The following is a 17,957-nucleotide window of genomic DNA, read 5'->3' on the forward strand; positions in this document are numbered from 1 at the left end:
AAGGTCAAGGAGAAAAAATGAATATCAGCGATGTGGCGAAAAAAACCGGCTTAACCAGCAAAGCGATTCGTTTTTATGAAGAGAAGGGGCTGGTGACGCCGCCGTTGCGGAGCGAAAACGGCTACCGCACCTATAGTCAGCAGCATCTCGATGAGCTGACGCTGCTGCGCCAGGCGCGGCAGGTGGGGTTTAACCTGGAAGAGTGCCGCGAGCTGGTGGCCCTGTTCAACGACCCGTCGCGGCACAGCGCCGATGTGAAAAAACGCACGCTGGAGAAAGTGGCGGATATCGAGAACCATATCCGCGAGCTGCAAAATATGCGCGCGCACCTGCTGGCGCTGGCCGAATCCTGCCCCGGCGACGACAGCGCGGAGTGCCCGATTATCGATAATCTTTCCGGCTGCTGCCATCGCAAGGCGCAGGCTTAACGGACGGCGGGTCTGATTCGTAGCGTAATCCCTTCTACGGCAATCACTTCAACCTTGCTGCCCGCCGCGAAGTCTTCATCGGCAATCACCGGCCAGGAGCTGTCGCCCACGCGGACGTGGCCGCGGCCGTTCACCAGCGGGGCATCCAGCGTCAGGCGGCGGCCCACCAGTTGCTGCCCTCGCTGGTTGAGCTGGGCATCGGCCGGGCGCTGCGTTTTGACGCGCTTGCGCAGCCATTTCGACCACAGCCACGCCGCCAGCAGGGTGAGAACGGCAAACAGCGTGCCTTGCCATTCCCAGCTCAGCGGCAGGAGCCAGGTCAGGGCGCCGGTCACCACGCCGGCGACGCCGCTCCACAGCAGGTATCCGCTGCCGCCCAGCATCTCGGCCGCCAGCAGCAGCCCGCCGAGGCTTAGCCAGAACAGATGGGGGTGTGCGAGGATCATGCCGATCATGATTTTTTCCGATCGCCAGCGCCTTCTTTGATCAGCTCGCTGATCCCGGCGATCGATCCCATCAGGCTGCTGGCATCCAGCGGCATCAATACCACTTTGCTGTTGTTAGCGGCGCCAATCTGCTGCAGCGCATCGGTGTATTTCTGCGCCACGAAGTAGTTGATCGCCTGAATATCGCCCGAGGCGATCGCCGAGGAGACCATTTGGGTGGCGCGGGCTTCCGCTTCGGCGGACCGTTCGCGTGCCTCCGCCTGCAGGAACGCGGACTGCCGTTCGCCCTCGGCCTTGAGGATCTGCGACTGCTTTTCCCCTTCCGCTTTCAGAATTTCCGCCTGTCGCACCCCTTCGGCCTCAAGGATGTACGCGCGTTTGGTACGTTCGGCTTTCATCTGGGCGTTCATCGAGGCGATAAGCTCCGCCGGCGGGCGAACGTCGCGAATTTCGACGCGGGTGATTTTCACCCCCCACGGGTTGGTGGCGTCGTCAACGATATGCAGCAGGCGGGTGTTAATGCTGTCGCGCTGGGAGAGCATTTCGTCCAGCTCCATTGAGCCGAGCACGGTACGGATGTTGGTCATCGTCAGGTTGACGATCGCCTGCTCAAGATTGCTGACCTCGTAGGCGGCCTTTGGCGCGTCGATCACCTGAATAAAGCAGACCGCGTCGATGGTGACGTTGGCGTTATCCCGGGAGATAACCTCCTGCGAGGGGATATCGAGCACCTGCTCCATCATGTTCACTTTGCGGCCGATACGGTCCATAAACGGCACGACTAAGCTTAATCCCGGCTGCAGCGTCTGGGTAAAACGCCCGAAGCGCTCCACCGTCCACTGGTAGCCCTGCGGGACAATTTTCACCGCCGCGGCCACAATAACCAGCGCGACGAAAATAAGGATAGGAAAAAAAATCAGCATCAAAAACCTCCTGTCTTGTTGCCTGGCGGGGCGCTACAAGGAAATAGCGCATGTTTAAACTGAGTATATCTTTCTCCTCATCCTGGAGAAAGGAAAGTGCGATAAACTAGCGGTGTTTCAGAAAATAATCAGGAAGACTCATGAAGGAAAATAACGCGCTTTTGCGTCTCGACGGTGTTGGGTTTAAGACCGACGACGCCGTTATTTTACACAATATCAATTTTCAGCTTCGCGCCGGAGAATTCAAGTTGATTACCGGCCCTTCCGGCTGCGGGAAAAGTACCTTGCTGAAGATTATCGCCTCGCTGCTCAGCCCAACCTCCGGGCGCCTGTTCTTCGACGATGCGGATGTCGCGACGCTGTCGCCGGAAAGGTATCGCCAACAGGTCTCTTACTGCGCGCAGACGCCGGCCCTGTTCGGTGATTCGGTTTACGATAATCTGATTTTTCCGTGGCAGATCCGCAATAAACAACCGGATCCGCAGGCGCTGCTGGCCGACCTGCAGCGCTTTGGCCTTGACGAAAATATGCTGGAAAAATCCATTAACGAACTCTCCGGCGGGGAAAAGCAGCGCGTATCGCTGATCCGCAATCTACAATTTCTGCCGCGCGTGCTGCTGCTGGACGAAATTACCAGCGCGCTGGATGAAAGTAATAAACAGAATGTGAATGACATTATTCATGGCTACGCAACGGAAAAACAGGTCGCTGTTCTGTGGGTCACCCACGATCGCAATGAAATTTCGCATGCCGATGAAGTGATTACGCTGCAACCTGCCGGCGGAAATATGCAGGAGGTACAGCATGAACGGGCATAACATTACGAACGAATCGCTGGCGCTGTCGATGGTGCTGGTGCTGATCGCTATTCTGGTCAGCTATCGGGAAAAGCTGGCGCTGGAAAAAGATATTATCTGGAGTATTTGCCGGGCGATCGTGCAGCTGATAATCGTCGGCTATGTGCTGAAATATATCTTTAACGTCAATCATGCGGTTCTGACGCTGTTGATGGTGCTGTTTATCTGCTTTAACGCGGCGTGGAATGCGAAGAAGCGCAGTAAATATATCGACAAAGCTTTTATCTCGTCGTTTATCGCCATCACTACTGGCGCTGGACTAACGCTGGCGGTACTGGTGTTTTCTGGCTCGATCGCCTTCGTGCCGATGCAGGTGATCCCGATTGCCGGGATGGTGGCCGGGAACGCCATGGTGGCGGTAGGGCTGTGCTACAACAATATGGGCCAGCGCTTCAGCAGCGAGCAGCAGCAGATTCAGGAGAAACTGAGCCTCGGCGCGACGCCGAAGATGGCCTCAGCGCGGCTGATTCGCGAGAGCATTCGCGCGTCATTGATTCCCACCGTCGATTCGGCGAAAACGGTCGGTCTGGTGAGCTTGCCTGGGATGATGTCGGGGCTGATTTTTGCCGGTATTGACCCGGTGAAGGCGATTAAGTACCAGATCATGGTGACCTTTATGCTGCTGTCGACCGCCAGCCTGTCGACGATTATCGCCGGCTATCTGACCTACCGGAAGTTCTTCAACGCCCGCCATCAGCTGGTGGTGACGCAGCTGAAAAAGCGCCCGTGAACGATCCCGGGTTGCGGCGTTCACGCCTTACCCGGGCTACTTAGGCTACGTTCCGCATAGTTCGCGTAGCCCGGATAAGCGCAGCGCTATCCGGGGAAGGCAACGGATTAGTACAGCAGCGAATAGAGCTGACGACGATATTTGGCGGCCAGCGCATCGCCGGTACCGAGGGCGGCGAGGATCTCCTGCAGCATCTTGCGCGCCTGGCCATCGCCGGCGCCTAAATCTTTCTGCAGATGGCTGAACAGCAGGGCCAGCGCTTCTTCATTACGCCCGACCTGATGCAGCTGCAGCGCCAGCTGGGAGGCCAACTGCGCATCCTCCGGATTCTGTTCCACCTGCTGCTGCAGCTGCTGGATTTCCGGGGTGTCGGCGGCCTGTTTGAGCAACTCAATCTGCGCCACCAGACCCTGATAGTGGGTATCCTGATCCTGCAGAGGAATGGTTTTCAGCACGCTTTCCGCTTCATCGGAACGGTGCAGAGCAATCAGCGTTTCCGCCAGCAGCAGGCCAATCTGGCTTTCCTGATTCGACAGCTGCCAGGCTTCCTTCAGCAGCGGCAGGGCATCGGCGTATTTTTCTTCCTGCATCAGGGCCAGCGCCTGCTGAGCTTTCAGCTCCTCTTCACGGGGCAGGACTTTATCCAGCAGGGCGCGGATCGCTTCTTCCGGCTGCGGGCCTTCAAAACCATCCACCGGCTGGCCGTTCTGGAACAGATAAACCGTAGGGATGGCGCGCAGACCAAACTGTGAAGCGAGCATCTGCTCGGCGTCGCAATCGACCTTCGCCAGCGTGAACTGGCCGTTGTATTGGGCTGCCAGGCGCTCGAGCACCGGGGTCAGCTGTTCGCAGTGCTGACTGCGGGCAGACCAGAAATAAAACAGCACCGGAACGTTCATGGACTGCTGTAGCGTCTGCTGCAGGTTCGCTTCGCTAATGTTGACAATATTCTGTTCGGACATGGGCATTTCTCGTTAGTCGATTTCTGTTTTACATGGGGGCGGCATTCCGCGCTTCAACTCAGCCGTGGATAATTTTGTCCATCGCGCGGGCAGGCAGCAGGCGCTTAAGCAGCGCCACCGCGTGGGTGACCAGGGTGACCGGATAGCGCAGCTTTGGTTTATCGCTGGTAAAAGCATGGCGCACTTTTTCCACCACCGCCTCCGGCCCGAGGGTAAAGCGGGCGGCGATGCCCGGATTTTCTACGGGCTTATCGCTTTGCGTCTGGTTGACGTTATCGGTAAAGCGGGTGCGGATCGGGCCCGGTTCAATCAGGCTGACCTGAATACCGCTGTGGCGCAGCTCCATGCGCAGCGCGTCGGACCATGCCTCGAGGGCATATTTACTGGCGGCATAGGCTCCGCGGCCGGGACTGGCGATAAGCCCCATCACCGAGGAGGTCATCACGATGCGCCCTTCGCCGTGCGGCGTCATCGCCGGCAGCAGCAGCATGGTGAGCTGATGCGCGCCGAAAAAGTTAGCGGAAAATTGCTGTTCCATCTGCTGGCGGCTGATGGTGTTCAGCGGGCCATAGACGCCATACCCGGCGTTATTGAACAGGCCGTAGAGACGATTATCGGTCAGCGCAATCACCTCCGCTGCCGCGCGCTCCACGCTCTGCGGGTCATCCAGATCGAGCAAAATACCGGTTAGCCCCAGCTCCTGCATCCGCGCGACATCCTCTGCTTTGCGGCAGGCCGCCAGCACGCGAAAGCCCTGGCGGGTTAAATCCAACGCGCTTTCCAGACCAATTCCGCTGGAACAGCCTGTCACTAAAACCGTTTTTTGCATAACTTTACCTGTCAGCGACCCCTGGCGTTCAGGAGTCATGATTAACTAAGGGAGCCAGCCGCTTCGCCATCCAGTCGGCGATAAACGGCTGCGCGTCGCGATTTGGGTGAATGCCGTCGTCCTGCATCCATTGCGGCTTGAGATAGACCTCCTCCATAAAAAAGGGCAGGAGAGGAATAGCGAACTCTTTGGCCAGGGCCGGGTAAATCGCGCCGAAGGCTTCATTATAGCGGCGGCCATAGTTCGCCGGCAGGTGAATTTGCATCAGCAGCGGCTCGGCGTTGGCCGCTTTGATATCTTTAATAATGGTGCGCAGCGTCTGCTCGGTCTGCTGCGGCGGAAAACCGCGCAGTCCGTCATTGCCGCCGAGCTCAACCAGCACCCAGCGCGGCTGGTGCTGCTTAAGCAGCGCTGGCAGGCGAGCCAACCCCTGCTGCGAGGTATCGCCGCTGATGCTGGCGTTCACCACCGGCGTTTTCGCCTGCCACTGCTCATTGAGCAGCGCAGGCCAGGCGGCGTTGGCCGCCATCCGATAGCCAGCGCTCAGGCTGTCGCCGAGGATCAGCAGCGTGTCCGCCGCCATCGCGCGGCAGGTAAACAGGAACAACAACAGGAAAGGCACATGCCAGCGGAAAACATACTTGAAGTTCATCATCTTAAGAAGTCCGTCGGTCAGGGGGAGCATCAGCTCTCCATCCTTACCGGAGTTGAGCTGGTTGTCAAACCGCGGCAGACCATCGCCCTGATCGGCGAGTCGGGTTCCGGTAAATCGACCCTGCTGGCGATCCTCGCCGGCCTCGACGATGGCAGCAGCGGGGAAGTATCGATGCTGGGCAAACCGCTGCACCGGATGGATGAAGAGGCGCGGGCGGCGCTGCGGGCGCAGCACGTTGGTTTTGTTTTTCAGTCGTTTATGCTGATCCCGACGCTCAACGCCCTGGAGAACGTCGAGCTGCCGGCGTTGCTGCGCGGCGCCAGCGATAGCCAGAGCCGGGGCGATGCCCGCGCGCTGCTTGAGCAGCTGGGACTTGGCAAACGCCTGCACCACCTGCCGGCGCAGCTCTCCGGCGGCGAACAGCAGCGGGTGGCGCTGGCCCGGGCCTTTAACGGGCGCCCGGCCATTCTGTTCGCCGATGAGCCCACCGGCAACCTCGATCGCCAGACCGGGGACAAAATTGCCGATCTGCTGTTCTCGCTTAATCGCGAACACGGCACCACCCTGATCCTCGTCACTCACGATCCGCTGCTGGCGGCGCGCTGCGATCGCCGTCTGCGCCTGGTGGATGGCCAGCTGCGGGAGGAAGCATGATCGCCCGCTGGTTCTGGCGCGAATGGCGCTCGCCGTCGCTGCTGATCGTCTGGCTGGCGTTAAGCCTCGCCGTGGCCTGCGTGCTGGCCCTGGGGTCGATAAGCGATCGGATGGAGAAAGGCCTTAGCCAGCAAAGCCGTGAATTTATGGCCGGCGACCGTACGCTGCGTAGTTCGCGCGAGGTACCCGCCGAGTGGATCGCACAGGCGCGGAAGTCAGGGCTGACCGTCGGCGAGCAGCTGAGCTTTGCCACCATGACGTTCGCCGGGGATACGCCGCAGCTGGCGGACGTTAAGGCGGTGGACGACCGCTATCCGCTGTATGGCACCCTCGAAACGCAACCGCCGGGGCTGAAGCCGCAGGCGGGGAGCGTGCTGCTGGCGCCAAGGCTGATGGCGCTCCTGAACCTGAAAACCGGCGATACGATTGACGTTGGCGATGCCACGCTGCGCATTGCCGGGGAGGTGATTCAGGAGCCGGATGCAGGGTTTAACCCCTTCCAGATGGCGCCGCGACTGATGATGAATATGGCCGACGTGGCAAAAACCGGGGCCGTGCAGCCCGGCAGTCGCGTCGCATGGCGCTATAAGTTCGCCGGCGACGCTGAACAGCTCGCCAATTATGAGCAGTGGCTGCTGCCGAAGCTCGGCCCGGAGCATCGCTGGATTGGCCTTGACCAGGACGACAGCGCGCTGGGCAAATCCCTCGAACGCTCGCAGCAATTCCTGTTGTTATCCGCGCTGTTGACGCTGCTGCTGGCCGTCGCCGCAGTGGCGGTAGCGATGAGCCACTACTGCCGCAGCCGCTATGATCTGGTCGCCATACTCAAGACGCTGGGCGCCGGAAGGTCGCAGCTGCGCAAGCTTATCGTCGGCCAATGGCTGCTGCTGTTGACGCTGTCGGTGATAACCGGCGGGGGGGCGGGCCTGGCGCTGGAGCGTCTGCTGCTGCTGGTGCTCAAACCGGTGCTGCCCGCCGCGTTACCCGCTGCCAGCGGTTGGCCGTGGCTGTGGGCTATCGGGGCGACAGGCGTCATTTCCCTGCTGGTGGGCCTGCGACCCTATCGACTGCTGCTGGCGACCCTGCCGCTGCGAGTGCTGCGTCAGGATGTGGTGGCTAACGTCTGGCCGTTGAAAATCTGGATCCCGGCGGTTAGCGTCGTGGTGGTGGGCCTGTTGGCCTGGCTGCTGGGCGGCAGCCCGCTGCTGTGGTCGGTGCTGGCCGGGGCGGTGGTGCTGGCGCTGCTGTGCGGCCTGGTGGGCTGGGGATTGCTGTGGCTGCTCAAACGCCTGACGCTCAAAGCCTTGCCGCTGCGCCTGGCGGTGAACCGCCTGCTGCGCCAGCCGTGGTCGACCCTCAGCCAGCTGGCGGCGTTTTCCCTGTCGTTTATGCTGCTGGCGCTCCTGTTGGTGCTGCGCGGCGATCTGCTTGACCGCTGGCAGCAGCAGTTGCCCCCGCAGAGCCCGAACTACTTTCTGATCAATATCGCCCCTGAGCAGATAGTGCCGGTGAAGACCTTCCTCGCCGAACACCAGACGCGGGCGGCGGAATTCTATCCGATCGTCCGGGCCCGTCTGACGCAGATCAACGGTCAGTCCACGGACGGAAACAAAGACGAAGCGCTGAATCGCGAGCTTAATCTCACCTGGAGCGAACAGCGTCCGGATCATAATCCGCTGGTGGCCGGCAGCTGGCCGCCGAAGCCGGGCGAGGTATCGATTGAGGAGGGGCTGGCGCAGCGGCTGGGGATAAAGATCGGCGATACGGTGACCTTTACCGGCGATACCCAGAAGTTCAGCGCGAAGGTCAGCAGCGTGCGCACAGTAGACTGGGAGAGCCTGCGGCCAAACTTCTTCTTTATTTTCCCCGCCGGGGCGCTGGACGGGCAGCCGCAGAGCTGGCTCACCAGCTTCCGCTGGGATAACGGTCCCGCGATGTTGACCCAGCTGAACCGCGAGTTTCCCACCGTCAGTCTGCTGGATATCGGCGCCATCCTGCGTCAGGTCGGCCAGGTGCTCTCCAAGGTCAGCCGGGCGCTGGAGGTGATGGTGGGCCTGGTGACAGCCTGCGGCGTGCTGCTGTTGCTGGCGCAGGTGCAGGTCGGTATGCGTCAACGCCATCAGGAGCTGGTGGTCTGGCGCACGCTGGGGGCAGGAAAATCGCTGCTGCGCGCTACGCTGTGGGCGGAGTTTGCCCTGCTGGGGCTGGTTTCCGGCCTGGTGGCGGCGATAGGCGCGGAAGTGGCGCTGGCGATGCTGCAGACGAAAGTCTTTGATTTTCCCTGGGCGCTGGACTGGCGCCTGTGGGTGTTGCTGCCGCTGACGGGAGCGGTGTTGTTATCCCTGTGCGGCGGCGGGCTGGGGCTGCGTCTGTTAAAAGGAAAAGCGCTATTCCGCCAGTTTAGCCAGTAAGAATATTGCATTTTGATGATGCGCCGCCGTTTTTGGCGGCGCTTTTATTTTAAACGCACAAATTGATAAATCATTGATTTTTAAGAGCACAAAACATTAAAAACCCAACAACACGCTATGCTGATTCGCGGTTAATATTCAACTGGAAAATATAAGGTGGCTTATTAATCAAGGAAAAACTATGGCACACACAATAAAAGCGCTGGCGATCTCGATCGGCGCAGCATTAGCGTTAACGTCATTGCCTTCCCACGCGGAGATTACGCTGCTGAAACAAGATCCGCAGGCGGGCGATCCGTTAAGCCGGCTTAACTTTACCGTCGGCGGCAGTATCCGGCCGCAGTTCAACATGATGACCGGCGATGGCGACAAAGGCTCCTATAAGCGTAACGGTTTTGACGGCGGCACCCGCTTCCGCTTCGCGGCGGATTACTACCTGTTCGATGATATTAGCTGGATCAGCTACTATGAGTTGGGCGTGAACATTCCGGCGCTGTTTGACTGGGATAACCACTACGCGGAAGGCGCGAACAATACCACCCGCCGCATGCTGTATACCGGCCTGAAAAGCGATACCTGGGGTACGTTAACCTACGGGCAGCAGAACAGCATTTACTATGATGTGGTGGGGGTGAAAACCGATATCTGGGACTACGATATGATCGGTCAGGCCCCGGGGAACGGTATTAATGGCGATTACGATGGCTCCTATCGTTCACGTAATATGCTGAAATATAAGAAAACTGTAGGTGATGTCGATCTTTACGGCTCTTATCTGTTCGAAGACAGCGAATACCTGCCAGGTAACGGCCTGCGCTACAAGCGTAAAGGCGGTGGTTCTGTTGGCGCGGACTACCACATCATGAAGGATCTGACCTGGGGTACCGCGTGGAACTACACCCGCGCGGAAATGCGCGACCCGTCAAGCGCCGACAGCAAAACCTATGACCAGAATATCGTCGGTACCGCGCTGAGCTGGACCCCGGATAACTGGACCTTCTCCTTCGGCGGCGGCTGGTATCAGAACTTCCTCACCACCAAGAAAACCGATGTGCATAATTACTTTGCCGGTGACGCCTGGGGGATTGAATATTTTGCGGGCTATAAATTCCCGATCAATCAATACGCTGTTAAATCTATTCAGCCGTACTTTATGGGCGACCGTCTGGAATATGTGAACGGCCGCAACTATCAGCGTATCGATAACGGTCTGGGGATTAGCTTCCAGCTGGATTACGGTTTCCGCGTTGACTACGAACACGTGTTTACCTCCAGCACCGACAACCTTGGCGATATGAACCTGGTCCGTCTACGCTACGACTTCTAAGCGGTCACAACTCCCCGGTCGCGCGCGCTTACCGTGGCTACAAATCGCGCCGACCGGTAGCCCGGCTAAGGCGTTTACGCCGCAAGCCGGGACAATAGAGCATGCGATTACTTCGCCAGCCAGGCTGCGACCTCCTGCCAGCTGCCGCGAAAGAGAATTTTCCCGGCTTTTTTCCCCAACTGATAGCGNTACATCGGGTCGTAGTATTCTTCCAGCAGCGGTACCAGCCAGGCAAAGTGCGCCTCGGTGCTGGCGGTGCGCTGCTGCTGCACCAGCGCCTCATCGAGCCGTTCAGTGAGCTGAGCAAAACGCTGCAGCCCCAGGCGACGGCGGATGGCAAACAGGCCGTGATGCAGATACTCGCCGTATGCCTGCCAGCCTTTCTCTTCGCCATACGCGGCGATAAAGTCGCGATACATGCGATCGAAATACTCTTCGCGCAGCCGTTCGAGGCGAACGTCAAACGGATCTTCCACCACCGCCAGCGGCGACTGCGCCATGCGGAGGCGCAGGCTCTCCGGTAGATGATTGGCGCCGATCATATGGCCTTCATCTTCCAGCACCCAGCGGGTCTGCTGTTCGGCTTTTTTAAGCAGGCTGACCGCCAGGTGGTTTTCAAAGGTGGCCTGTGGATGCTGATCCTGCAGGGTTCGACCGAATGAAGAACCGCGGTGATGAGCAAGCCCTTCCAGGTCGATACCGTCCGGGCGCGAGCAGACCAGTTGAGTTTTGCCGTTGCCGGTACAGCCGCCAATCAGCACGATCGGCCGCTGCACCAGTTCGTCGGTGGCCTGGATCGCCGCCTGGCGTAGCGCTTTATAGCCGCCGACGATCAGGGGGTAATCCACGCCAGCTTCTTTCAGCCACTGCTGGACGATATGCGAGCGCTGGCCGCCGCGGGCGCAGCACAGGTAACCGTGTGGGTAACGGGCGCACGCTTCCAGCCACGTCTGAGTACGGCTGGCGCGCAGGTCACCCTGGACCAGTTTATGGCCGAGCGCCAGCGCCGCTTCCGGCCCCTGACGCTTGTAGCAGGTGCCGACCGCGGCGCGTTCTTCATCATTCATCAGCGGCAGGTTGATCGCCGCCGGCATCGCGCTTTGGCTAAACTCCACCGGGGCGCGTACGTCAATCAGTGGCGTATCGCTGGCGAGAATGGCGCGATAATCCGTCCCATTGGTCATGGGGTATCCTCTGAAGTCAAAACAGAAATGAGCTTTACAGCAAGGGGGGGATTGTACGCGCCTCAAGGTGTGCCGGGGAAGGGGATAGATCAAATCCCCGGCACGAAGGGCTTAGCTGAGCTGCGATTGCGCCCAGAACAGGCCGCTGGTGTACTCCGGCGGCAGCAGCGGCTTGATCGCTTCCAGCGTCGCGCTCAGGCGATCGGTATCGCTGTCGGTGAGGTTCAGGTGGCCGACTTTACGGCCCGGGCGCACCTCTTTGTCATACCAGTGCAGGTGCACCAGCGGCAGCTTCAGCCAGTCGTAGTTAAGATCGGTGCCGATCAGGTTGATCATCACCGACGGGCTGTTGACCACCGGCGGCGGCAGCGGCAGGCCGGTAATCGCCCGCAGATGCAGCTCGAACTGGCTGATAGACGCCCCGTTCTGCGTCCAGTGGCCGCTGTTGTGCACCCGCGGCGCCAGCTCGTTAATCAGCAGCCCCTCGGCGGTAACGAAGCACTCCATCGCCATCACGCCGACATAGTTCAGCTCGTTCATGATCGCCGTCAGCATGCTTTCCGCCTGTTCCTGCTGGCGAGCGTTGGCCTGCGGGAAGGCGACGCTGGCGCGCAGAATACCGTCCTGATGCAGGTTACGGGACAGCGGGTAGAAGACGGTGCTACCGTCATGAGCGCGGGCGCCCACCAGCGATACCTCGCCGGAGAAGTTAATCCCCTGCTCGACGATGCACTCGCCGTAGTTATCGGCCGGTAGCTGATCGATCTCGTTTTCCCGCAGACGCCACTGGCCGCGGCCGTCGTAACCGCCAACGCGGCGCTTAACGATCGCCAGTTCGCCAAGGCGGGCAAACACCGCCGGCCACTCGCTTTTATCCGCCAGCAACTGCCACGGGGCGGTGGCGAGGCCAAGCTTGTCAAACAGCTGCTTTTGCGTCAGGCGGTCGGCGATAATCGGGAAGACATCGCGGTTGACGAACGCCGGGTGGCGGGCCAGCTCGCGGGTGAGGGCGGTTTCCGGCCAGCGTTCAATTTCTGCCGTGATGACGCTCTGCTGGAACGGCACCGCTTCCGGGTCGGCTTCCAGCCCCACCGGCCAAACGGCGATGCCCAGCGGCTCGCCGGCCTGGCGCAGCATACGGCCTAACTGGCCGTTACCGAGCACGCATACCTGTTTCATGCCGCACCCCGCGGATCCGGATTATCCAGCACTTCATCGGTTTGCGCCTGACGCCAGGCGCTCAGGCGCTGGTGCAGTTCTGTATCATGCTGGGCAAGGATCTGCGCGGCGAGCAGGCCGGCGTTCGCAGCGCCAGCTTTGCCGATGGCCAGGGTACCGACCGGAATGCCGCGCGGCATCTGCACAATGGAGTAGAGGCTGTCGACACCGCTTAAGGCTGCGCTCTGAACCGGTACGCCGAGCACCGGCACCAGGGTTTTCGCCGCAATCATGCCCGGCAGATGCGCCGCGCCGCCTGCTCCTGCAATAATCACCTGATAACCGTGGCTTTCGGCGCTTTCAGCAAAGCTGAACAGCTTATCGGGCGTGCGGTGGGCGGAGACCACTTCGACATGGTACGGAACGTTCAGGGCATCAAGGATTTCTGCGGTAAATTGCATGGTAGCCCAGTCGCTTTTGGACCCCATCACGATGGCGATACGCGCCGAATTATTGCGGGAAGACATGCGTCTTAAAACTCCTGTGGGTGTGTTTCACACTGCTTTAGAGGCCACAGAGAATAGCATGAACTGCCAGCAAGGAAAACGGTTGCGTGCGCATGGTTAGCCGTCTTTTGTCTCGCCTGGAGGTGATGGCGTGAGTGCCTGATTGACCTTTATCTCCCTCATGATACAGGTGATAAGCAGCACTAACCCCCACGGGAGCATCAGGGTGCCCATAAGCAGTAAATAGATTTGTACCAGCCGGCTATCGTGAGGGCGGGTGCAGAGCAAATAAATGGCATAAAAATAGATAGCCCACGCCAGCATCGCACACCAGACAAACGTCAGCGTGTTGCCGATAACGACGCCGATTAAGGCGATATAACTTACCCCTAACGGATTGAGGATCGCGATGATCATTCCCCACATCAGCGGCTGACTCCACTTTTTCCTGCTCATGCTCGTTCCTTGAGAGTGACGTTGTGGAAGACTAGCATGCAGGGCGGGGGGAAGCGCGCACCTTCGCCCGGGCAAAAGGCGCTTTCGGAATTGTGCTCGCGCAGGAATTAGAACGGAAAGTGGATTAGTTCGACGTCGTCCGGCGTCACCTTGACCATCGAACCTTCGCTGTGCCAGGCGCCAAGTACCACACGCCATGCGGGTTGGCCGTTGGCCTGCAGTTCATGGACCGCCGGGCGATGGGTATGGCCGTGGATCAGCCACTGCACGTGATGCCGCTCCATCGCGTCAACTACCGCCTGTGGATTTACATCCATAATTTCCATTGATTTACTGCTGTTGGCGGCTTTGCTGTCGGCGCGCATGCGGGCGGCGATGCGACGGCGAATAAACAGCGGCAGGGCCAGGAACAAACGCTGGATCCACGGGGTGTGGACTTTGGCGCGAAACGCCAGATAGCCTTGGTCATCGGTGCACAGCGTGTCGCCATGCATGATCAAGACTTCACGGCCATAGAGGTCCAGTCGCTCTTCTTCGGCGAGCAGGATCATCCCGCTCTGGCGGGCAAAGCGCTGGCCGACGAGAAAATCGCGGTTGCCATGGATGAAGTAGCACGGCACGCCGGCGTCGACGACGGCTTTGATTGCCGAGGCAATTTGTTGGTGCAGCGGGTTAGGATCGTCATCGCCGATCCATGCCTCAAACAGATCGCCAAGGATATACAGAGCGTCCGCCTGGCGGGCTTCGCCCTGTAAAAAACGCAGAAAACCGGCGGTGATCGCCGGTTCTTCTGTTTGCAGGTGCAAATCTGCAATGAAAAGTGTCGCCACGAATTACTCGCTGACGGTGACGCTTTTGATGATCACATCATCTTTCGGCACATCCTGGTGCATGCCGCTGCGGCCGGTGGCAACCGCTTTGATTTTGTCAACCACGTCCATGCCTTCAACCACTTCCGCGAAGACGCAGTAGCCCCAACCCTGCAGGCTTTCGCCGGAGAAGTTCAGGAAGTCGTTGTCAACCACGTTGATGAAGAACTGCGCGGTGGCAGAGTGCGGCGCCTGAGTACGGGCCATCGCCAGCGTGCCGCGGGTGTTTTTCAGACCGTTATTCGCTTCGTTCTGAATCGGAGATTTGGTCGCTTTTTGTTTCATGCCCGGTTCAAAACCGCCGCCCTGAATCATGAAGCCGTTGATAACACGGTGGAAAATGGTGTTGTCGTAGAAACCTTCGCGGCAGTAGTCCAGGAAGTTTTTAACTGTTTCCGGCGCTTTGTCGTCAAACGTTTTGATTACGATATCGCCATGATTGGTGTGGAAAGTAACCATTTTTGCATCCTGTTCCGATGAGTGTGGTGCCAGCACCCGGTGTCGGGTGAGATATAGGGGGGTGTTATAGCATAACCGCGGGGGTCGATGCACCTTGCAATGTGTGCTGCGTCCGGTCTGAATTATGGGTATTATAGAGACTTCATTACCCACACACGTCTACACGGAATCTTCGATGTTAAAAATTTTTAATACACTGACGCGCCAGAAAGAGGAATTTAAACCTATCCATGCCGGGGAAGTCGGCATGTACGTGTGTGGTATTACCGTTTACGATCTCTGTCATATCGGCCATGGACGTACCTTCGTCTCCTTTGACGTCGTGGCGCGCTATCTGCGTTTTCTTGGCTATAAGCTGAAGTACGTGCGCAATATCACCGATATCGACGACAAAATCATTAAACGCGCTAATGAAAACGGCGAAAGCTTTGTCGCGCTGGTCGATCGCATGATTGCCGAAATGCACAAAGATTTTGACGCGCTGAATATTCTGCGTCCCGACAGCGAGCCGCGCGCAACGCACCATATTGCGGAGATCATTGAGATCACCGAGCAGCTGATCGCCAAAGGCCATGCTTACGTGGCAGATAACGGCGACGTGATGTTCGACGTGCCGACGGACCCGAACTACGGTTTGCTGTCACGCCAGGATCTCGATCAACTGCAGGCGGGGGCGCGCGTCGACGTGGTTGACGTCAAGCGTAACCCGATGGACTTCGTCCTGTGGAAAATGTCGAAAGAGGGCGAGCCGAGCTGGCCGTCGCCGTGGGGCGCGGGCCGTCCGGGCTGGCATATCGAGTGCTCGGCGATGAACTGCAAGCAGCTTGGCAACCACTTCGATATTCACGGCGGCGGTTCGGATCTGATGTTCCCGCACCATGAAAACGAAATCGCCCAGTCCACCTGCGCCCACGACGGCGAATACGTCAACTACTGGATGCACTCCGGCATGGTGATGGTTGACCGCGAGAAGATGTCGAAATCGCTGGGTAATTTCTTTACCGTCCGCGACGTGCTGAAGTATTACGATGCGGAGACGATTCGCTACTTCCTGATGTCCGGCCACTATCGCAGCCAGCTGAACTACAGCGAAGAGAACCTCAAGCAGGCGCGTTCGGCGCTGGAGCGTCTGTACACCGCGCTGCGCGGGACGGACAAATCCGTCGACGCGGCGGGGGGCGAAGCCTTCGAAGCACGCTTTATCGAGGCGATGGACGACGACTTCAACACCCCGGAAGCCTATTCGGTGCTGTTCGATATGGCGCGTGAAGTAAACCGCCTGAAAACCGAGGACGCGGCCGCGGCGAACGCCATGGCGGCCCACCTGCGTAAGCTTGCTGCGGTGCTGGGTCTGCTGGAGCAGGAGCCGGAGGCGTTCCTGCAGAGCGGCGCGCAGGTTGACGACGCGGAAGTGGCGGAGATCGAATCGCTCATCCAGCAGCGTCTGGACGCACGCAAAGCGAAAGACTGGGCGGCGGCGGATGCGGCGCGCGACCGTCTCAACGAGATGGGCATTGTGCTGGAAGATGGCCCGCAGGGCACCACCTGGCGCCGGAAGTAAGCCATAAAAAAACGCCCGCAAAAGCGGGCGTTTTTCTTTTCGTTGTCAGGCCGTGACGGTCACGCTCTGGCCTTCAAAACTCACCGTCTGACCGGCGACGATTTTGCAGCGTTTGCGGGTTTCCACCGCGCCGTCGATTTTTACCAGCCCGTCGGCGATGGCGATCTTCGCCTGGGCGCCGCTTTCGCTCCAGCCTTCCAGCTTCAGCAGATCGCACAGCTCAACGTGCGGGTGTTTACCTAAGGAAAATGTCGCCATCTCAGGCCTCCTCAACGTCGTGATACTCTTCGCACGCCTGCAGCGTGTTCTGGATCAGGGTGGCGACGGTCATCGGGCCAACGCCGCCGGGAACCGGGGTGATGTAGGACGCGCGTTCGGCGGCATCTTCATACACCACGTCGCCGACCACTTTGCCGCTTTCCAGACGGTTGATGCCGACATCGACCACAATCGCCCCTTCTTTAATCCACTCGCCAGGAATAAAGCCCGGTTTGCCCACCGCGACGATCAGCAGGTCGGCGTTTTCGACATGATGGCGCAGGTTTTTTGTAAAGCGGTGGGTGACGGTGGTGGTGCAGCCGGCCAGCAGCAGCTCCATGCTCATCGGGCGACCGACGATATTGGAGGCGCCAATGACCACCGCATTGAGGCCGTAGGTGTCGATATTGTAGCGTTCCAGCAAGGTCACGATACCGCGCGGAGTGCACGGACGCAGGCGCGGCGCGCGCTGGCACAGGCGGCCAACGTTGTAAGGATGGAAGCCGTCGACGTCTTTATCCGGCGCGATGCGCTCGAGAACTTTGACGTTATCGATCCCTGCCGGCAGGGGCAGCTGAACCAGAATACCGTCGATGGTCTTATCGGCATTCAGAGTGTCGATAAGCTCCAGCAGCTCGGCTTCGCTGGTGGTTTCCGGGAGATCGTAAGAGCGGGAGACGAAGCCCACTTCTTCACATGCTTTGCGCTTGCTGCCGACATAAATCTGCGAGGCCGGGTTGCTGCCGACCAGCACGACGGCCAGCCCAGGGGCGCGTTTTCCGGCCGCAACGCGAGCCTTCACTTTTTCCGCAACCTCAGAGCGTACCTGCTGCGCAATCGTTTTACCGTCAATAATTTTTGCTGCCATCAGAGAGAGGATTCCATCTGTATCTTTACGAAAGGGGGATGAGGATATTTTGTCAGAAGCGGGCCTCGCTGTCAGTCCTCGTTTGCTGTTTTATCCTGTCTGAGGCTAATTTAGCCTGTTATGACCATGGTTATTACATGGTTATTGGTGCGTTGCGCCTGGCCACTGAGTCGATTTACGCGCGCATGAGCCCCAGCGGTATGCTTCTTGTACAGTTGGTGGGGGATATTTCGCCAGCGTCGTATAAGNNNNGCAGTTTCCTGGCAAAATGGATTGACTCAACCGACGTGGACCGTATAATTCCAGGCGTTTCACTCCGCGAAGCACTCGCTTCTCAGGGCGCCCTTAGCTCAGCTGGATAGAGCAACGGCCTTCTAAGCCGTAGGTCACAGGTTCGAATCCTGTAGGGCGNGCCA

The 17,957-nt window shown here is 59.1% G+C and carries 21 protein-coding genes and 1 tRNA gene; 8 read left to right on the forward strand and 14 right to left on the reverse strand.

Annotated features, from left to right (window positions below; genetic code table 11):
* The first annotated feature begins 17 nt into the window (after window positions 1–17).
* The gene (cueR, locus tag VZP09_RS02365; protein ID WP_002892208.1) at window positions 18–428 is read left to right on the forward strand and encodes a Cu(I)-responsive transcriptional regulator; all 411 of its coding nucleotides are present in this window, start codon (window positions 18–20) and stop codon (window positions 426–428) included.
* Here the strand turns inward: cueR and VZP09_RS02370 are convergent.
* Both VZP09_RS02370 and VZP09_RS02375 read right to left on the reverse strand, forming a co-directional pair.
* Window positions 425–883 (reverse strand): NfeD family protein, encoded by a 459-nt coding sequence (locus tag VZP09_RS02370; RefSeq protein WP_004142979.1) that lies wholly within the window; start codon window positions 881–883, stop codon window positions 425–427. The genes cueR and VZP09_RS02370 overlap by 4 nt on opposite strands.
* Window positions 880–1,797: an SPFH domain-containing protein gene (locus tag VZP09_RS02375; protein WP_328794872.1), complete on the reverse strand. Its 918-nt coding sequence runs from the start codon at window positions 1,795–1,797 to the stop codon at window positions 880–882. The genes VZP09_RS02370 and VZP09_RS02375 overlap by 4 nt, the downstream gene beginning before the upstream one ends.
* 140 nt (window positions 1,798–1,937) lie before the next feature.
* Here VZP09_RS02375 and fetA point away from each other — a divergent pair, with 140 nt between their 5' ends.
* On the forward strand, window positions 1,938–2,615 hold the full coding sequence (fetA, locus tag VZP09_RS02380) for an iron efflux ABC transporter ATP-binding subunit FetA (RefSeq protein ID WP_016530372.1): 678 nt from the start codon (window positions 1,938–1,940) through the stop codon (window positions 2,613–2,615).
* On the forward strand, window positions 2,602–3,384 hold the full coding sequence (gene fetB / locus VZP09_RS02385; protein ID WP_004177223.1) for an iron efflux ABC transporter permease subunit FetB: 783 nt from the start codon (window positions 2,602–2,604) through the stop codon (window positions 3,382–3,384). Before fetA ends, fetB begins: the two co-directional genes overlap by 14 nt.
* Window positions 3,385–3,491: 107 nt before the next feature.
* On the opposite strand, the gene VZP09_RS02390 is transcribed toward fetB, so the two are convergent.
* The 3 genes from VZP09_RS02390 to tesA are packed head-to-tail and all read right to left on the reverse strand — an operon-like array spanning window position 3,492 to window position 5,827.
* Window positions 3,492–4,346, reverse strand: coding sequence for a co-chaperone YbbN (locus VZP09_RS02390; RefSeq protein ID WP_002892263.1), 855 nt, complete (start codon window positions 4,344–4,346; stop codon window positions 3,492–3,494).
* Between the two features lie 58 nt (window positions 4,347–4,404).
* Complete coding sequence (locus VZP09_RS02395) at window positions 4,405–5,214, reverse strand: SDR family oxidoreductase (RefSeq protein WP_009484702.1); 810 nt, start codon at window positions 5,212–5,214, stop codon at window positions 4,405–4,407.
* A complete protein-coding gene (tesA, locus tag VZP09_RS02400) occupies window positions 5,204–5,827 on the reverse strand; it encodes a multifunctional acyl-CoA thioesterase I/protease I/lysophospholipase L1 (protein WP_004196998.1) in 624 nt (207 codons plus the stop codon). The genes VZP09_RS02395 and tesA overlap by 11 nt, the downstream gene beginning before the upstream one ends.
* On the opposite strand from tesA, the gene ybbA reads away from it, so the two are divergent.
* On the forward strand, window positions 5,798–6,484 hold the full coding sequence (gene ybbA / locus VZP09_RS02405) for a putative ABC transporter ATP-binding protein YbbA (protein ID WP_004146399.1): 687 nt from the start codon (window positions 5,798–5,800) through the stop codon (window positions 6,482–6,484). The two genes, tesA and ybbA, sit on opposite strands and share 30 nt — an antisense overlap.
* On the forward strand, window positions 6,481–8,895 hold the full coding sequence (gene ybbP, locus VZP09_RS02410; RefSeq protein ID WP_328794873.1) for a putative ABC transporter permease subunit YbbP: 2,415 nt from the start codon (window positions 6,481–6,483) through the stop codon (window positions 8,893–8,895). The genes ybbA and ybbP overlap by 4 nt, the downstream gene beginning before the upstream one ends.
* On the opposite strand, the gene VZP09_RS02415 is transcribed toward ybbP, so the two are convergent.
* Complete coding sequence (locus tag VZP09_RS02415; RefSeq protein WP_004219504.1) at window positions 8,872–8,985, reverse strand: hypothetical protein; 114 nt, start codon at window positions 8,983–8,985, stop codon at window positions 8,872–8,874. The genes ybbP and VZP09_RS02415 overlap by 24 nt on opposite strands.
* 91 nt (window positions 8,986–9,076) lie before the next feature.
* Here VZP09_RS02415 and VZP09_RS02420 point away from each other — a divergent pair, with 91 nt between their 5' ends.
* Window positions 9,077–10,222, forward strand: coding sequence for a porin (locus tag VZP09_RS02420; protein ID WP_004142997.1), 1,146 nt, complete (start codon window positions 9,077–9,079; stop codon window positions 10,220–10,222).
* A 107-nt stretch (window positions 10,223–10,329) separates the two neighbouring features.
* Here VZP09_RS02420 and mnmH read toward each other — a convergent pair whose 3' ends face one another.
* The 6 genes from mnmH to ppiB form a co-directional block, all read right to left on the reverse strand.
* Window positions 10,330–11,406: a tRNA 2-selenouridine(34) synthase MnmH gene (gene mnmH, locus VZP09_RS02425; RefSeq protein ID WP_328794874.1), complete on the reverse strand. Its 1,077-nt coding sequence runs from the start codon at window positions 11,404–11,406 to the stop codon at window positions 10,330–10,332.
* 111 nt (window positions 11,407–11,517) lie between these two features.
* Window positions 11,518–12,585: a 5-(carboxyamino)imidazole ribonucleotide synthase gene (purK, locus tag VZP09_RS02430; protein ID WP_032414613.1), complete on the reverse strand. Its 1,068-nt coding sequence runs from the start codon at window positions 12,583–12,585 to the stop codon at window positions 11,518–11,520.
* Entirely contained in the window at window positions 12,582–13,091 is a 510-nt protein-coding gene (gene purE / locus VZP09_RS02435) for a 5-(carboxyamino)imidazole ribonucleotide mutase (protein ID WP_004178780.1), read from the reverse strand. Before purE ends, purK begins: the two co-directional genes overlap by 4 nt.
* 96 nt (window positions 13,092–13,187) lie before the next feature.
* Window positions 13,188–13,526, reverse strand: a complete 339-nt coding sequence (locus tag VZP09_RS02440; RefSeq protein ID WP_023287321.1) for a hypothetical protein — start codon at window positions 13,524–13,526, stop codon at window positions 13,188–13,190.
* A gap of 107 nt (window positions 13,527–13,633) precedes the next feature.
* Entirely contained in the window at window positions 13,634–14,356 is a 723-nt protein-coding gene (gene lpxH, locus VZP09_RS02445; protein ID WP_004151320.1) for a UDP-2,3-diacylglucosamine diphosphatase, read from the reverse strand.
* 3 nt (window positions 14,357–14,359) lie between these two features.
* Window positions 14,360–14,854 carry a peptidylprolyl isomerase B gene (ppiB, locus tag VZP09_RS02450; protein WP_004151319.1) on the reverse strand — a complete coding sequence of 165 codons (495 nt, stop codon included), beginning with the start codon at window positions 14,852–14,854 and terminating at the stop codon, window positions 14,360–14,362.
* A 175-nt stretch (window positions 14,855–15,029) separates the two neighbouring features.
* Between ppiB and cysS the strand changes: the two genes are divergently transcribed.
* A complete protein-coding gene (gene cysS / locus VZP09_RS02455) occupies window positions 15,030–16,415 on the forward strand; it encodes a cysteine--tRNA ligase (protein WP_004143010.1) in 1,386 nt (461 codons plus the stop codon).
* A 45-nt stretch (window positions 16,416–16,460) separates the two neighbouring features.
* On the opposite strand, the gene ybcJ is transcribed toward cysS, so the two are convergent.
* Window positions 16,461–16,673: a ribosome-associated protein YbcJ gene (ybcJ, locus tag VZP09_RS02460; RefSeq protein ID WP_117068468.1), complete on the reverse strand. Its 213-nt coding sequence runs from the start codon at window positions 16,671–16,673 to the stop codon at window positions 16,461–16,463.
* A gap of 1 nt (window position 16,674) precedes the next feature.
* A complete protein-coding gene (gene folD / locus VZP09_RS02465; RefSeq protein ID WP_004143017.1) occupies window positions 16,675–17,541 on the reverse strand; it encodes a bifunctional methylenetetrahydrofolate dehydrogenase/methenyltetrahydrofolate cyclohydrolase FolD in 867 nt (288 codons plus the stop codon).
* A 339-nt stretch (window positions 17,542–17,880) separates the two neighbouring features.
* Here folD and VZP09_RS02470 point away from each other — a divergent pair.
* Window positions 17,881–17,957 (forward strand) — tRNA-Arg (locus VZP09_RS02470).

The organism is Klebsiella sp. EMBS2024 (genome assembly GCF_036233805.1).
Classification (GTDB): domain Bacteria; phylum Pseudomonadota; class Gammaproteobacteria; order Enterobacterales; family Enterobacteriaceae; genus Klebsiella; species Klebsiella pneumoniae.

What these genes read in the sequence shown, in the direction of transcription:
- ppiB (WP_004151319.1), bottom strand. Translation starts at nt 14,854, where the DNA reads ATGGTTACTTTCCACACCAATCATGGCGATATCGTAATCAAAACGTTT.
- VZP09_RS02390 (WP_002892263.1), bottom strand. Translation starts at nt 4,346, where the DNA reads ATGTCCGAACAGAATATTGTCAACATTAGCGAAGCGAACCTGCAGCAG.
- VZP09_RS02395 (WP_009484702.1), bottom strand. Translation starts at nt 5,214, where the DNA reads ATGACTCCTGAACGCCAGGGGTCGCTGACAGGTAAAGTTATGCAAAAA.
- VZP09_RS02440 (WP_023287321.1), bottom strand. Translation starts at nt 13,526, where the DNA reads ATGAGCAGGAAAAAGTGGAGTCAGCCGCTGATGTGGGGAATGATCATC.
- VZP09_RS02375 (WP_328794872.1), bottom strand. Translation starts at nt 1,797, where the DNA reads ATGCTGATTTTTTTTCCTATCCTTATTTTCGTCGCGCTGGTTATTGTG.
- folD (WP_004143017.1), bottom strand. Translation starts at nt 17,541, where the DNA reads ATGGCAGCAAAAATTATTGACGGTAAAACGATTGCGCAGCAGGTACGC.
- fetB (WP_004177223.1), top strand. Translation starts at nt 2,602, where the DNA reads ATGAACGGGCATAACATTACGAACGAATCGCTGGCGCTGTCGATGGTG.
- cysS (WP_004143010.1), top strand. Translation starts at nt 15,030, where the DNA reads ATGTTAAAAATTTTTAATACACTGACGCGCCAGAAAGAGGAATTTAAA.
- ybcJ (WP_117068468.1), bottom strand. Translation starts at nt 16,673, where the DNA reads ATGGCGACATTTTCCTTAGGTAAACACCCGCACGTTGAGCTGTGCGAT.
- VZP09_RS02420 (WP_004142997.1), top strand. Translation starts at nt 9,077, where the DNA reads ATGGCACACACAATAAAAGCGCTGGCGATCTCGATCGGCGCAGCATTA.
- purK (WP_032414613.1), bottom strand. Translation starts at nt 12,585, where the DNA reads ATGAAACAGGTATGCGTGCTCGGTAACGGCCAGTTAGGCCGTATGCTG.
- cueR (WP_002892208.1), top strand. Translation starts at nt 18, where the DNA reads ATGAATATCAGCGATGTGGCGAAAAAAACCGGCTTAACCAGCAAAGCG.
- purE (WP_004178780.1), bottom strand. Translation starts at nt 13,091, where the DNA reads ATGTCTTCCCGCAATAATTCGGCGCGTATCGCCATCGTGATGGGGTCC.
- VZP09_RS02370 (WP_004142979.1), bottom strand. Translation starts at nt 883, where the DNA reads ATGATCGGCATGATCCTCGCACACCCCCATCTGTTCTGGCTAAGCCTC.
- fetA (WP_016530372.1), top strand. Translation starts at nt 1,938, where the DNA reads ATGAAGGAAAATAACGCGCTTTTGCGTCTCGACGGTGTTGGGTTTAAG.
- ybbA (WP_004146399.1), top strand. Translation starts at nt 5,798, where the DNA reads ATGCCAGCGGAAAACATACTTGAAGTTCATCATCTTAAGAAGTCCGTC.
- tesA (WP_004196998.1), bottom strand. Translation starts at nt 5,827, where the DNA reads ATGAACTTCAAGTATGTTTTCCGCTGGCATGTGCCTTTCCTGTTGTTG.
- ybbP (WP_328794873.1), top strand. Translation starts at nt 6,481, where the DNA reads ATGATCGCCCGCTGGTTCTGGCGCGAATGGCGCTCGCCGTCGCTGCTG.